The following is a 14,279-nucleotide window of genomic DNA, read 5'->3' as shown; positions in this document are numbered from 1 at the left end:
TTCAGCTCTCCCGGGCGCGCCGCAGACGCAGGGTCAGGATCTGGAAGGGCCGCAGCCCGACGACGACCGCGCCGTCCGCCACCTCCGCCTCCGCCAGCGGGCGCTCCAGCAGATCGGTGACCTGGGCGCCGGCGAGTGGGAAACCGGTGCGCAGCACTCCGCTCGCGCGGCCGCCACGGGACTCGTAGAGCCGTACGACGACGTCGCCCGAGCCGTCGTCGGCGAGCTTGACCGCCTCGACGGTCAGGCCCTCGCCGTCGGCGGACACGACGGGTCCGGGCGCGCCCGCCGCATCCGCCACGCGCAGCGGCAGGTTGAGGGCGTAGCCCTCGGCGACCGCGTCCTCGATGCCGGCGCCCGGCAGCAGGGAGTAGGTGAAGCGGTGCCGGCCCTGGTCGGTCTCGGGGTCGGGGACGCGCGGGGCGCGGACCAGGCTGAGGCGGACCGTGGTGGTCGTGCCTCCGTCCTCGCGGACCGTGCGGGAGACGTCGTGGCCGTAGGTCGAGTCGTTGACGACCGCCACGCCGTAGCCGGGTTCGCCGATGTGCACCCAGCGGTGGCCGGAGACCTCGAAACGGGCCGCCTCCCAGCTGGTGTTGGTGTGGGTGGGGCGCTGGACGTGGCCGAACTGGATCTCCGCGGAGGAGTGCGCGGCCCGGACGTCCACCGGGAAGCCCGCCTTGAGGATCTTCTCGGCCTCGTGCCAGTCGATCTCGGTCTCGAAGTCGATGCGGGAGCTGCCGGCCCGGACGGTGATCGTCTGGGTGATCGTCGAGCCCTTGCCGAAGGAGCGGGTGACGCGGATCGCGCCGACCAGCGGGTGGTTCTCGACGACGGCGACCGAGTCGGGCTCCAGGAGGTCCGTGTACCGGTTCTTGTAGTGCTTGTCGATGTCCCAGGCGTCCCAGTAGTTGGGCAGGTCCGTGTGGAGGCGCAGCAGGTTGCCCTTGTCCGCGAGGACCTCGCGGTTCGCCCGCAGATCGTATACGGACGACAGTGTGCCGTCTTCCGCCACCTGTACACGGACCAGCCCGTTGTCGAGGACATGCCCGGACACCGTCACGGGCTGCGGGGGCTCGGCGCCGGTGAGGGGTGCGCTGCCGCTCGCGGGCACCTGGACGTACACCGGGGTGCCGTCCGCCGTGCGGACCACCTCGGCGCGGTCGTACGGGCCGGTGTTGAAGACGCGCGTGGCGCCGCCGCCGAGCGCGGCCACGGCCTCGGCGGTGAGCTCCTCCAGCTCCCCCGCCACCCGGGCGTACTCGGCCTCGGCCTCGCGGTGCACCCAGGCGATCGACGACCCGGGCAGGATGTCGTGGAACTGGTGCAGCAGCACCGTCTTCCACAGGCGGTCGAGCCGCTCGTACGGGTACGCGTAGCCCGGCGCGTGCAGCGCGGCCGTCGTCGCCCACAACTCGGCCTCGCGCAGCCGGTGTTCGGAGCGGCGGTTGCCCTGCTTGGTGCGCGCCTGGGTGGTGTAGGTGGCCCGGTGCAGCTCCAGGTACAGCTCGCCGGCCCACACCGGGGCGTCCGGGTACTCCGCGAGGGCCTTGGCGAAGAACGCGTCGGGGTGTTCGATCTCGACCCGCGCGGAGCCCTCCAGGTCCTTGAGGCGGCGGGCCCGTTCCATGATCTCGCGGGTGGGGCCGCCTCCGCCGTCGCCCCAGCCGAAGGGGGCCAGCGACCGTGTGGCGCCGCCCTTCTCGCTGTAGTTGCGCACCGCGCGGGACATCTCCACGCCGCTGAAGCGGGCGTTGTAGGTGTCGATCGGCGGGAAGTGGGTGAAGATGCGGGTGCCGTCGATGCCCTCCCACCAGAAGGTGTGGTGGGGGAACTTGTTGGTCTGGTTCCAGGAGATCTTCTGGGTGAGGAACCACTCGTTGCCGGCGAGCTTGGCGAGCTGCGGATAGGCGGCGTTGTAGCCGAAGGAGTCGGGCAGCCAGACCCCCTTGGTCTCGATGCCGAAGTGCTCGATGAAGAAACGCTTGCCGTGGATGAGCTGGCGGGCGACGGCCTCGCCGCCGGGCAGGTTGCCGTCGGCCTCGACCCACATACCGCCGACCGGCGCCCACTGGCCCTTCTTCACGGATTCCTGGATACGGGCCCAGACGTGCGGGTAGTTGTCGCGCACCCACTCGTACTGCTGGGCCTGCGAGCAGGCGAAGACGAACTCCTCGTACTCGTCGGCCAGGGACGTGACGTTGGAGAAGGTGCGGGACGTCTTGCGCTTGGTCTCGCGGATCGGCCACAGCCAGGCGGAGTCGATGTGCGCGTGGCCGACTCCGGAGACGATGTGCGCGCTGGCGTGCGCGGGCTTCGACAGGACCGGCTTCAGGGCGGCGCGCACCCCGGCCGCGGAGCCCGAGATGTCGTCCAGGTCCAGCAGGTCCATCGCCCGGTCGAGCGCGTGCATGATCTCGTGCCGGCGCGGGTCGTGCTCACCGAGCTCCAGCATCAGCTCGCGCAGCACCTGGACGTCGAGGTCGAGGTGCCAGACCTCCTCGTCGAGGACGGCGATGTCGGCACGGCGGAATGTATACAGTGGACGGTCGCCTGCTGTCAGTACATCGCCCAACAGCGTCGGGCCGGCGAAGTCGTTGGCCAGGATGTCCGGGTTGGAGGCGGCCTCCACCAGGTAGTGGATCTCCTCGCCGCCCGCGGCCGGGTTGGCGATCGGCACGTACTGGTTGAGCGGGTTGACGGCCTTCAGCGGGGTGCCGTCCGTGCGGTGGACGAGGGCCTCGGCCTGGTTGCCGGGCCAGTCGCCCACGAAGCCGAGGTCGATGACGGCCTCGACGCGCCTGCCCGCGTACGCGGCGGGCACCTGTCCGCGCATCCGGAACCAGGTCGTCCCCCACGGCGGGCCCCACGGGGTGTCCATCGAGAAGGGCTCGTACGGGGCCGCCGCCGCCTCCTCGAAGGGCACCGGCTCCCCCGGGGCCTGCCAGGCCTCCACCTCGAAGGGGACGGCGGCCGCGTAGATCGCGGGCTTGATGCGCTGATTGTGGAGGCGCTCGACGCGCTCCTCGATCCGGCGGCGTTCGTCGTGCATGGAAGTCTCCAGGAAGCGGGGGTGAAAGCGCTTACTTAAGATAAGCCAGGCCGGGATGGACGGCGGTGTAGCCCCCGACGAGCCGACGGGCGACGTTCACGGAGTCGACCAGCGGATGCAGCGCGAAGGCCTTCACGGCGCTCGCGCGGGAGCCGGACTCGGCGGCGGCGAGCACCTCGCGCTCGACCGCCTTGACCGCGCACACCAGGCCCGTCGCGTGGCCGGGCAGCGGGTCGACGGCGACCGGGTGGGCGCCGTTGGCGTCGACCAGGCAGGGGACCTCGATGACGGCGTCACGGTCGAGCACGGAGAGGGTGCTCGCGTTGCGCACGTTCAGGATCAGCGTGGTGCGTTCGTCGCGGGCGATGGCCCGCATCAGGGCGAGGGCCACCTTCTCGTAGCCGCCCGAGAGGTCGTCGGCGTCGCGCTCGCCGACGCCGGCCGTCTCCCGGTTCTCGGCCATGTAGGTGGCCTCGCGCTCGGCGCGGGTGCGGTCCCAGGCGGCGAGGGCCGCGGCGCCGGGGTCGCGCATCTCCTGGTAGAAGCGGGCCTGCTGGTCGCGCAGGAAGGCGCCGCGGGTCTTCTCGGCCTGCTGGTAGGCGCTGACGGCCTCCCGGTTGAAGTAGTAGTAGTGCAGGTACTCGTTGGGGATCGCGCCCAGGGACCGCAGCCAGTCGGTACCGAAGAGCTTGCCCTCCTCGAAGGAGCCGAGCAGGTCGGGGTCGGCGAGCAGGCGCGGGAGTTCGTCGCGGCCGGCGACCCGCAGGCCGCGCACCCAGCCGAGGTGATTGAGACCGACGTAGTCGATCCACGCCTCACCCGGGTTCGCGCCGAGCACCCGGGCGATACGGCGGCCGAGGCCGACCGGCGAGTCGCAGATGCCGATGACGCGGTCGCCGAGATGACGGGACATGGCCTCGGTGACGAGGCCCGCGGGGTTGGTGAAGTTGATGACCCAGGCGTCGGGAGCCAGGCGGGCCACCCGCCGGGCGATGTCGACGGCGACCGGAACCGTCCGCAGACCGTAGGCGATGCCGCCCGCGCCGACGGTCTCCTGGCCGAGGACGCCCTCCGCCAGCGCCACCCGCTCGTCGTTCGCCCGGCCTTCCAGGCCACCGACGCGGATCGCGGAGAACACGAAGTCGGCGCCGCGCAGTGCCTCGTCGAGGTCGGTCGTGGCGGTCACGCGGGGGGCGTCGACCGCGGTCGACGCCTGTTCAGCCAGTACACGGGCGACTGCATACAGTCGACTGTCGTCCAGATCATGCAGAACGACTTCAGTGACCCGCCCCTCGCCACGGTCCGACAGCAGCGCCCCGTACACGAGCGGCACACGGAATCCTCCGCCGCCCAGAATCGTCAGCTTCACGACTGCACCTTTCCCGCCAGGACCACCTCGACGCCCGCCTCCTCCAGGCAGGAGCGGGTCGCCGGGTCGACCGGCGCGTTCGTCACCACCACGTCCAGGTCCTCGGGACCGCAGACCTTCGCCATCCCCGTACCCGGGAACTTCGCCGAGTCGGCGAGCAGGACGACCGTGTCACTGGCCTTGATCATGGCCCGCTTGACCGGCACCTCCACGACCGTCGTGTCCATCACCTGCCCGCCGGGGCGCACTCCGCTGGTGCCGAGGAAGAGCCAGTCGGCGTGCAGCTGGCGCAGGTTGTCCTCGGTGAGGAAGCCGACCAGGGAGCGGTACTCGCGGCGGAGCATGCCGCCGAGCAGCACCAGCTCGATGCCCTCGTCGTCGGCGAGCTCCTCGTAGACCACCAGGTTGCTGGTGATCACGGTGAGGCGGCGGCCGTGCAGCTGGCGGGCCAGCCGGTAGGCGGTGGTACCGATGTCGAGCAGTACCGACTGGCCGTCCCTGACCATCGCCGCCGCGCGCGCCGCTATGGCGTCCTTCTCGGGCACCCGCACCTCGGCGACCTCGGCGAAGGGCTGGTCCCCCTCCTCCGCGACCGCGCCGCCGTGCACCCGCGTGAGCAGGCCGTCCTCCTCCAGTTTGAGCAGGTCGCGCCTGATCGTGGCCGGGCTCACGCCGAGCTGTCCGGAGAGGTCGGTGACGGCCGCGGGACCGCCGGAGCGCAGGGCCCGCAGGATGAGTTGATGTCGTCGTTCTGCCAGCACGCCATGAACACTACTCGTCATCTTCAATCAAATCCATGCTCAGTTCTGCTCGGGTATTGACCAATGTCGAGGAGCGGCGCACGATTCCGGTCACCGAAATGAAGAGTTCTGACGAGCTCTCCAGAACGAGAGGACGTATCCGTGGACGACGACCGGCCCGACGTGGTGCTGACCGGGCTGCTCTTCTACGACCTCGTCCTCACGGGGCTGGGCAAGGCGCCCACACCCGGCGAGGAGATCTGGACGGGCGGCATGGGCTGCGGCCCCGGCGGCATCGCCAACCTGGCGGTGGCAGCGTCCCGGTTCGGCCTCAGGACCTCGCTGGCCACGGTCTTCGGCGACGACTTCTACGGCGCGTACTGCCGTGACGTCCTCGCCGGCCAGGAGCACGTCGACGTCTCCCTCTCCCGCACCGCCGACGGCTGGCCCACCCCGGTCACCGTCTCCCTGGCCCAGGGCGGGGACAGGGCCCTGGTCACCCACGGCCAGGAACCGCCGTACTCGCAGGACGCGTTGATGGGCGACCCGCCCGAGGCGCGCACGGCCCTCGTGCACCTCGAGGCCGAACCGCGCGAGTGGATCGCCAAGGCCGCCGCGAACGGCACGCACATCTACGCCGACGTCGGCTGGGACCCCGCCCAGCGGTGGTCCACCGACCTGCTCGACCAGCTGGCCCTGTGCCACGCCTTCCTCCCCAACGAGACCGAGGCGATGGCCTACACGCGCACCGACAGCGCGGTGGCGGCCCTCGGCGCGCTCTGCGAGCTCGTGCCGGTGGCCGTGGTCACCCGCGGCGGTGCCGGGGCCGTCGCCGTGGACCAGACGACCGGCGAGTACGCGGAGGTGCCGGCGCTTGACATCGATGTCCTCGACGCCACGGGCGCCGGTGACGTCTTCGGGGCGAGCTTCGTCGCGGCCTCGCTCGGCGGGTGGCCGCTGACGGAGCGGCTGCGGTTCGCGGTGCTCGCGGCCGGACTGTCCGTACGGCACCACGGCGGGGCACTGGCGGCCCCCGGCTGGTACGGCGTGGACCGCTGGTGGCGCTCGCTGACCGACCCCGGACTGCGGCGGGCGTACGGCTTCCTCGCGGACCGCATCCCGGCGCAAGTGGGCCCGCCGGTGACGTACGCCCCCGTCACCCCGCCCGCACGGCAGCACTGACACCCCGTACGTAAGTCCCGAACAGATCCGAAAGGCGGTGGGAGCTGTGCGGCTCTCACGAAGAGGCCTGCTGCGCGCGGGCCTGGCCCCGGCGGCCGCCACGGCGCTCGGCGGCCTGGCGGCCGGCTGTGCCGTTCCGACCGGCTCGACCGGCCGGAACATGGTCCTGTGGTACTGGGACGGCGGCCTCGGCGACACGGTCGTCGAGAAGGCCAGGGCCCGCTACGACAGCACGGTCGACCTGCAGGCCATCAAGATCGGCGGCTACTACCGGTCCAAACTGATCACGACGATGACCGGCCGCGCCCGCATCCCCGACATCGCGGGCCTCAAGGGCGAGGACATGGCGTCCTACCTGCCCAACGCCGGCCAGTTCGTGGACCTGCGGACGCTGGGCGCGGACAAGTACCGCAGCCGGTACCTGTCGTGGAAGTGGGACCAGGGCATCGCCGACGACGGCACGATGGTCGGCTTCCCCATCGACTGCGGCCCGGTCGCGCACTTCTACCAGTACGACGTCTTCCGCAGGGCCGGGCTGCCGTACGAACCCGCCGACGTGTCCCGGGAGCTGAACACCTGGGAGAGGTTCTTCGCCGCGGGCGAGCGGCTCAAGAAGCGGATCCCGGGGACCTCCCTGCTCACCGACGTCAACAGCGTCTTCGAGAACGCGGTGCAGCAGGGCGGCAAGCGGTACGTCGACAAGGACCGCCGCTTCATCGGCGACCAGGAGCATGTGCGCGCCGCCTGGGCGCTGGCCGTGGAGGCGAAACGGCGGGGGATCGTCTCGGACTTCGTCAACGGCACTCCGGACCAGCTGTCGGCCATCCAGGACGGCAAGCTGCCCAGCCAGCTCAACGCCTCCTGGGCCACCAACGACATCAAGAGCGGTGTGCCGAAGACCAAGGGCAGGTGGAGGGTGGCCCAGATGCCCGTGCGGCCCTCGAACAACGGCGGCTCGTTCCTGTCGATCACCAAGGCGTGCCGGGAGCCCGAGCGGGCCTTCCAGATCATCACCTGGATACTGGATGCAGCCAACCAGGCCCAGGGATTCGTGGACGCGGGCCTCTTCCCCTCCACTCCCGCCTCCTACGGCCTCAAGCAGCTGCGGGAGCCCGACCCGTTCTTCGGCGGCCAGGTCACGATGGACGTCTTCGGGCCCGCCGCACAGAAGATCGCCGTCGCCTACAACAGCCCGTTCGACGTGGCGCTCGGACAGCCCCTCAAGGACGAGATCAAGAACGTCGGCGTCCTGGGCAAGGACCCGAAGAAGGCCTGGAGCGACGCCATGAGCACATGCCGGCGCATAGCGGACCACCTGGGGGTGAGCCACTGATGGCCACCGTCCCCGCACTGGACAGACCCCCGGCGGCACCGGCGGACACGCCCGCCGCGCGGCCCGCAAACGGTGTGCGCAGGTACTGGCACCTCTACGCCGCCATCTCGCCCTTCTACCTTCTCTTCCTCGCCTTCGGCCTGATCCCCGTCGGCTTCTCCCTGTACGTCTCCCTGCACCGCTGGGACGGCCTCGGCCCGATGGAGTGGGCGGGCCTGTCGCAGTACCAGTACCTGCTGGACGACAGCGAGTTCTGGAACTCGGTCGGGAACACGATCGTCATCTGGGCGCTGGCCACCTTCCCCATGATCTTCCTGGCGATGGTGACGGCCGTGCTGCTCAACTCGGCGGTCCGCTTCAAGAACGTCTACCGCTTCGCCTACTTCCTGCCGAACGTCACCTCGGTGGTGGCGGTCGCGATCATCTTCGGCTCGGTGTTCTCCACCAACTTCGGCCTGGTGAACGCACTGTTGCAGGCTGTCGGCCTCGACCAGGTGGCCTGGCTGAACACACCATGGGGCATCAAGATCGCCATCGCCACGCTGATGACCTGGCAGTGGACCGGCTACAACGCGATCATCTTCCTCGCGGGACTGCAGACAATCCCCGGTGAACTGTATGAGGCGGCCCGTATGGACGGTGCCGGTCCCGTGCAGACCTTCTTCCGGATCACACTGCCGATGATGCGGCCGGTGCTGCTCTTCGTGCTCGTGGTGTCGACCGTCACCGGTCTGCAGAGCTTCTCCGAACCGCAGGTGCTGCTGCAGACGACCGCCAACGACTCGACGTTCTCGGGCGGTCCGGGCCACGCCGGCCGGACGATGGTCCTCTACTTCTTCCAGCAGACCTTCGACAACAACGACTTCGGCTACGGCGCCGCCGTGGCGTGGGGCGTCTTCCTCGTCGTCATCCTCTTCTCGATCATCAACTGGCGCCTGGTGCAGCGCCGGGGCGAAGACTAGGGAGGCCCGCACACCATGGCATCCATCAAGGGAACCCGCGGCAGAGGGATCGCGCTGCACGCCGTCCTCGTCGTCGGGCTGCTGCTCTCGGCCTTCCCGTTCTACTGGGCCGTCATCATGTCGACCCACGCCTCGTCGGAGATCTTCTCCTACCCGCCGAAGCTGCTGCCCGGCACGCACTTCCTGGAGAACGTCCGCCACCTCTTCGACAACATCGACTTCTTCGGCTCGATGTTCAACTCGCTGCTGGTCGCGGGATCGGTGACGTTCCTGGTCCTGTTCTTCGACTCGCTGGCGGCCTTCGTCTTCGCCAAGTTCGAGTTCCCGGGCCGCAGAGTGCTGTTCGCGCTGCTGATGGTCATCTTCATGGTGCCGGCGCAGCTCGCGGCCATCCCGCAGTTCGTGATCATGGCGAAGCTCGGCTGGATCGGCTCGATGACCTCGCTGATCGTCCCGGCGGCAGCCAACGCGTTCGGCATCTTCTGGATGCGCCAGTACATGAGGGGCGCCATCCACGACGAACTCCTCGACGCCTCACGGATCGACGGGGCGAGCTTCCTGCGCCAGTACTGGCACGTGGCGCTCCCGGTCGTCCGTCCGGGCCTCGCCTTCCTCGGCATCTTCACCTTCATGGGGCAGTGGAACGACTACGCCTGGCCCCTGATCGCCCTCACCAACCCGGACAACGTGACCCTCCAGGTCGCACTGTCCCAGCTCAACGGCACCCACGGCACGACCGACTACGGCATGGTGATGACCGGTGCCCTGCTGGCCCGATCCACTGATCGCTCTCCGCCCCTGGGAGGCACCCGAGGTGACCTCCTGGGGGCGGTTGCCGATGAGCGCCGTCGACCGTCGGCCGGGTGCCGTCCGTCTGGACGGCGACTGGCGCTTCCAACTGCTGCCGGCGCCTGACGCGCCGGTCACCGGTGGATGGTCGACCGCATACGTTCCCGGTGTATGGACCATGCAGGACACGGACGACCTGCCGCAGTACACGAACTTTCGTATGCCGTATGCAGAATTCCCTCCACAGTCGCCCGCGGACAACCCGACCGGGGTCTACGAGCGCGAGGTGGACATACCGGCCGACTGGGCCGGCCGGCGGATCGTGCTCCAGATCGGGGCCGCCGAGAGCGTGCTCCTCGTGCATGTCGACGGACGGCCCGTCGGCGTCTCCAAGGACTCCCATCTGGCCGCCGAGTTCGATCTGTCGGACGTCGTGCGCCCCGGCGAGCGGGCCGTCGTCCGGCTGACGGTGATCAAGTGGTCGGACGCCTCGCACATCGAGGACCAGGACCAGTGGTGGCACGGCGGGATCACGCGCTCGGTGCTGTTGTACGCGACGGACCCGCTGTATCTGGCCGACGTCGGCGTGCGGGCCCGGCGGGACGGCGGGCTGCGCGTGGACTGCCGGGTGCGGGACGCGGGCGGTGCGCTGCCCGGGGGGTGGTACGTCAGCGGCGAGCTGGACGGACGGTTCCTGGCGCAGGACGCGGAGTTCGACCGGGTCAACGCCGAGGAGGAACGGGTCTCCGGCTTCCTCGGCGAGGCGCGTCTGACGGCCGTGGTGGCCGAGGTGCGCACCTGGAACGCCGAGACGCCCGAGCTGTACGGCCTGACCGTGCGCCTGCACCGCGCGGACGGAACGGTCGCCGACACCTCGTACCACCGTGTCGGCTTCCGTGACGTCGAGATCGCGGGCCGGGACCTGCTGGTCAACGGCGAGCGCGTGTTCATCAGGGGCGTGAACCGGCACGACTTCCATCCGCTGACGGGCCGGACGGTGTCGTACGACGACATGCGCGCGGATCTGGTGCTGCTGAAGCGGTTCGGCTTCAACGCGATCCGCACCGCGCACTATCCGAGCGATCCGGCGCTCTACGACCTCGCCGACGAGCTCGGCTTCTACGTCGTCGACGAGGCGGACATCGAATCCCACGACCACGCCCACGAGATCGCCGACGACCCGCGCTATCTGGGGGCGTTCGTGGACCGTGTCTCGCGCATGGTGCTGCGGGACAGGAACCACCCCTCGGTGATCGTCTGGTCGCTGGGCAACGAGTCCGACTACGGCGCGGGCCATGACGCGGCGGCGGGCTGGGTGCGCCGGTACGACCCGTCCCGGCCCCTCCAGTACGAGGGGGCGGCCAAGCGGGGCTGGGCGGACCCGGAACTCGCCTCCGACATCGCCTGCCCGATGTACGCGCCGGTCGAGGACTGTGTGGCGCACGCGCTGTCCGGGGAGCAGACCAAGCCGCTCATCCAGTGCGAGTACTCCCACGCCATGGGCAACAGCAACGGCACGCTGGCCGACCATTGGGCCGCCATCGAGGCCACCCCGGGTCTTCAGGGCGGGTTCATCTGGGAGTTCTGGGACCACGGAATTCTTCAGCGCGTGAGCGACGGAAGACCGGCCGGACGCGCGGGCGCCGGGCTGTATGACAACGGTGTCGCCGGGCCCGGCCATCGCTGGGCGTACGGCGGCGACTTCGGCGAGACGATCCACGACGGCGCGTTCGTCGCGGACGGTGTCGTCTTCCCGGACCGCACCCCGAAGCCCGTCCTGTACGAGCACCGGGAGATCGCGGCGCCGCTGCGCATCGCGTGTTTCAGGCACGAGGGGGTCGTCCTCTCCAACCACCAGCACTTCCGGCGCCTGGACTGGCTGTCCGGCGCGTGGGAGCTGTCCCTGGCGGACGGCCGTACGCTGAGCGCGCCCGCCGAGCTCCCCGATCTGCGGCCGGGTGAGACGGCGGCCGTGCCGCTGCCCTTCGCGGTGCCTCACGACGGCGGCGAGGCCTGGCTGACCCTGCGGGTGACGACGGCCGAGGACCTGCCGTGGGCGCCGCGCGGGACCGAGGTGTGCGTGCCGCAGATCCGGCTGCGCGGCCCGGCCGTGGCGCGGGACGTTCCCGTGGACCGGCCGGTCGAGGTCGACGGCGAGGGCCTCCTGCTCCATCCGCTGCTGACGGCGGCCCCGACGCTGTCGCTGTGGCGGGCGCCCACCGACAACGACGAGCTGGGCGGCATGGCGCTGCGCTGGCGGGCCTGGGGGCTCGACTCGCTCGTGCGCAAGGTCGTGTCGGTACGGCGCGACGGCGGCCGGGTGACGGTGGCCGCCGAGTACGCCGGCACGGTCGGGGTCGTACGGCACCGGCAGGTGTTCACCCCCGTCGAGGGCGGCGTCCGGGTCGACGAGGAGGCCGAGCTGCCATGGGGGTCCCCCCTGCTCGAGCGGAGCCGAGAGCTTGGGGGAGTGTTCGACGATGTGGCGCGGGTCGGCACGGTCTTCGGGACGACGCCGGGCCTCGGCCTGCTGGAGTGGTTCGGGCAGGGGCCCTGGGAGTCGTATCCGGACCGGAGTGCGGGGGCGCCGGTCGGTCATCACCGCGTCCCCGTGGACGAGTTGTTCACGCCGTATCTGCGTCCGCAGGAGAGCGGCGGCCGGCACGGGGTGCGGCGTTTCACGCTGTCGGCGCCGGACGCCACCGGCATCGCGGTGGTGCTGGACGAGCCGCGCCAGGTGTCCGTCACCCGCCACCGCGCCGAGGACCTGACCGCCGCGTCGCACCACGACGAGCTGGTGCCGCGCCCCGGGTGCGTCGTGCACATCGACGCGGCGCACCGGGGCCTGGGCACGGCCTCGTGCGGGCCCGACACCTCACCCCGGTACCGCATCGCGCCGGGTGTCCACCGCTGGAGCTGGACCCTGCGCGTTCTCTGAATCCTGCCCGGTCCCACCACTCTCACGGAGCACACGTGTGTACGTCGCATGACCACAGCCAGGGCGAGGCCGCGCAGGCGGGCGCCGGCAGACGCGGTTTCCTCAGGGCCACGGCGCTGCTCGGGGCCGCTGCCACCGCCGCGGCCACCGCGGGGATCGCGCTGCCGGCCGTCGCCGAGGCGGCCGGGGAGAGCGGCCGGCATCCCGACCCCGACAGCCGCCGGTTCACCCTTGCGGTGATGCCCGACACCCAGTACCTCTTCGACGGCCCCAGCATCGACAGGAAGCCGGTCGAGGCGTCCCTGCGTTACCTGCTGGAGCACGGCAGGGACGAGAACATCGTCTTTCTGTCCCACCTCGGCGACCTCACCCAGAACGGCACCCGGGACGAAGTCGCCGCGATCGGTGAGGCGTTCGGGATCCTCGACCGGCGGGGTGTCGGCTACAGCGTCCTGGCCGGCAACCACGACGTGCGGTCGTCGACGGACGACCAGCGCGGTGCGACACCGTACCTGGATGTGTTCGGGCCGGAGCGCTTCCGGGGCAAGCCGACGTTCGGGGGCGCCTCCCCGGACGGCTACCACACCTTTCACCTGTTCAGGGCCGCCGGGCGCGTGTGGATGGTGCTGGCGCTGGACTGGCGGCTGTCCGCGCAGGGGTACGCCTGGGCGAAGGACGTCCTCGCCGCCCACCCGAAGACGCCCGTCGTCCTCACCACGCACGAACTGGTCGTCGGGGACGACACGTTGTCGGCCTACGGGCAGCAGCTGTGGGACCGGCTGATCGAGGACCACGACCAGATCTTCCTCACCCTCAACGGACACTACTGGCCCGCGGGCCGGGCGGTCCGCAAGAACGCGGCGGGCAACGAGGTCCACCTCCACCTGACGAACTATCAGAACCGTTACTTCGGAGGCGCGGCGATGATCCGCCTCTACCACTTCGACCTCGACCGCAAGGTCATCGACGTCGAGACGGTCTCCCCGTGGATCCTGGGCCGGGCCGCGCAGGGGCTCAACGAGCTGGAGCGGCAGGAGATCGAGCTGAGCGGCGACGCGGACCGCTTCTCGGTCGGGATCGACTTCGAGGAACGCTTCTCGGGCTTCGACCCGGTGCCCGCGCGTCCGGCGCGCCCCGCGTCGAAGATGCTGATACCCGGCACGGTGGCCTACTGGCGGTTCGAGTCGGCGCCCTCCGGCACCGTCCGTGATCTCTCCGGGCGCGGCAACGACCTCACCGTCGTCCCGGTCGGCGGCGGCACGCTGGGCTGGTCGCCGGACCACCACCCGGACCAGCCCGGCCACGGCAGCCTGGAGTTCCAGGGCTACAAGTCCCCGCTGAAGGGCGCCTTTCTGCGCACGGTCGACGCGGCTCCCCTCAACTCGGCGACCTTCCGCGGCGGTTACACCATCGAGGCGTTCTACCGCCTGCCCGCCGACTGGGACGCCGGCCACAACGCCTGGTCCGGCCTGGTGAGCCGCACCGGCCGCAACGGCTCCGTCGGCCAGGTCACGGACGACCCGGACGAGCCGCTCGCCACGCTGTCCATCTCCGACGGGCCGGGCCCGCAGTGGGCGGTCCATCCGCTCGACCAGCAGCAGCTGGCCACCAACTGGGGGGACGAGACCGCCCGCGAGACCTGGTGGCACCTCGCCGTCGTGAACGACGGACGGCACACGGTCCTGTACGTCCAGGGCTGCCCCGTGGCCCGCAACCCGCACGCCCCCGCCGTCGGCATAGCCTCGGCCGGGCTGCCGTGGCTGCTCGGCGGCTACGAGTACGCGGGGAAGATCGACCAGATCCTGTACGGACGGCTCGGCGACGTCCGGATCGTCTCCCGGGCGCTGCCCGTCACCTCCTTCATGACCCACTGACCCACTGCCCCACTACCCCCCTTTCCCGAGGACCACGAGG

At 70.6% G+C, this 14,279-nt stretch carries 9 protein-coding genes; 6 read left to right on the top strand and 3 right to left on the bottom strand.

All coding sequences use genetic code 11. The annotated features are described in order from the left end of the window. Window position 1 precedes the first annotated feature (1 nt). From ACIPSA_RS13625 to ACIPSA_RS13615, 3 genes are read right to left on the bottom strand one after another with little or no spacing between them, the layout of a single operon-like run. On the bottom strand, window positions 2–3,052 hold the full coding sequence (locus ACIPSA_RS13625) for an alpha-mannosidase (RefSeq protein WP_402633144.1): 3,051 nt from the start codon (window positions 3,050–3,052) through the stop codon (window positions 2–4). Between the two features lie 31 nt (window positions 3,053–3,083). Then, window positions 3,084–4,421 (bottom strand): 6-phospho-beta-glucosidase, encoded by a 1,338-nt coding sequence (locus ACIPSA_RS13620; RefSeq protein ID WP_402633141.1) that lies wholly within the window; start codon window positions 4,419–4,421, stop codon window positions 3,084–3,086. After that, entirely contained in the window at window positions 4,418–5,182 is a 765-nt protein-coding gene (locus ACIPSA_RS13615) for a DeoR/GlpR family DNA-binding transcription regulator (protein WP_402633138.1), read from the bottom strand. The genes ACIPSA_RS13620 and ACIPSA_RS13615 overlap by 4 nt, the downstream gene beginning before the upstream one ends. Window positions 5,183–5,323: 141 nt before the next feature. Here ACIPSA_RS13615 and ACIPSA_RS13610 point away from each other — a divergent pair, with 141 nt between their 5' ends. From ACIPSA_RS13610 to ACIPSA_RS13585, 6 genes are read left to right on the top strand one after another with little or no spacing between them, the layout of a single operon-like run. Beyond that, window positions 5,324–6,343 (top strand): PfkB family carbohydrate kinase, encoded by a 1,020-nt coding sequence (locus ACIPSA_RS13610; RefSeq protein ID WP_402633135.1) that lies wholly within the window; start codon window positions 5,324–5,326, stop codon window positions 6,341–6,343. 46 nt (window positions 6,344–6,389) lie between these two features. Continuing rightward, window positions 6,390–7,676 (top strand): ABC transporter substrate-binding protein, encoded by a 1,287-nt coding sequence (locus ACIPSA_RS13605; RefSeq protein WP_402633132.1) that lies wholly within the window; start codon window positions 6,390–6,392, stop codon window positions 7,674–7,676. Beyond that, window positions 7,676–8,638: a carbohydrate ABC transporter permease gene (locus tag ACIPSA_RS13600; RefSeq protein ID WP_402633130.1), complete on the top strand. Its 963-nt coding sequence runs from the start codon at window positions 7,676–7,678 to the stop codon at window positions 8,636–8,638. Before ACIPSA_RS13605 ends, ACIPSA_RS13600 begins: the two co-directional genes overlap by 1 nt. Window positions 8,639–8,653: 15 nt before the next feature. Next, window positions 8,654–9,553 (top strand): carbohydrate ABC transporter permease, encoded by a 900-nt coding sequence (locus ACIPSA_RS13595; RefSeq protein ID WP_402633127.1) that lies wholly within the window; start codon window positions 8,654–8,656, stop codon window positions 9,551–9,553. Next, the gene (locus ACIPSA_RS13590) at window positions 9,477–12,365 is read left to right on the top strand and encodes a glycoside hydrolase family 2 TIM barrel-domain containing protein (RefSeq protein WP_402633125.1); all 2,889 of its coding nucleotides are present in this window, start codon (window positions 9,477–9,479) and stop codon (window positions 12,363–12,365) included. The genes ACIPSA_RS13595 and ACIPSA_RS13590 overlap by 77 nt, the downstream gene beginning before the upstream one ends. Window positions 12,366–12,400: 35 nt before the next feature. After that, window positions 12,401–14,239: a LamG-like jellyroll fold domain-containing protein gene (locus tag ACIPSA_RS13585; RefSeq protein ID WP_402633122.1), complete on the top strand. Its 1,839-nt coding sequence runs from the start codon at window positions 12,401–12,403 to the stop codon at window positions 14,237–14,239. The last annotated feature ends 40 nt before the right edge of the window (window positions 14,240–14,279 follow it).

The organism is Streptomyces sp. NPDC086549, from assembly GCF_044746205.1.
Classification (GTDB): domain Bacteria; phylum Actinomycetota; class Actinomycetes; order Streptomycetales; family Streptomycetaceae; genus Streptomyces.
This window is presented reverse-complemented; position numbering and strand designations above follow the sequence as displayed.

Bases quoted from the DNA above. Each gene is read 5' to 3' on its own strand.
- ACIPSA_RS13595 (WP_402633127.1), top strand. From the start codon at position 8,654: ATGGCATCCATCAAGGGAACCCGCGGCAGAGGGATCGCGCTGCACGCC.
- ACIPSA_RS13590 (WP_402633125.1), top strand. From the start codon at position 9,477: ATGAGCGCCGTCGACCGTCGGCCGGGTGCCGTCCGTCTGGACGGCGAC.
- ACIPSA_RS13625 (WP_402633144.1), bottom strand. From the start codon at position 3,052: ATGCACGACGAACGCCGCCGGATCGAGGAGCGCGTCGAGCGCCTCCAC.
- ACIPSA_RS13600 (WP_402633130.1), top strand. From the start codon at position 7,676: ATGGCCACCGTCCCCGCACTGGACAGACCCCCGGCGGCACCGGCGGAC.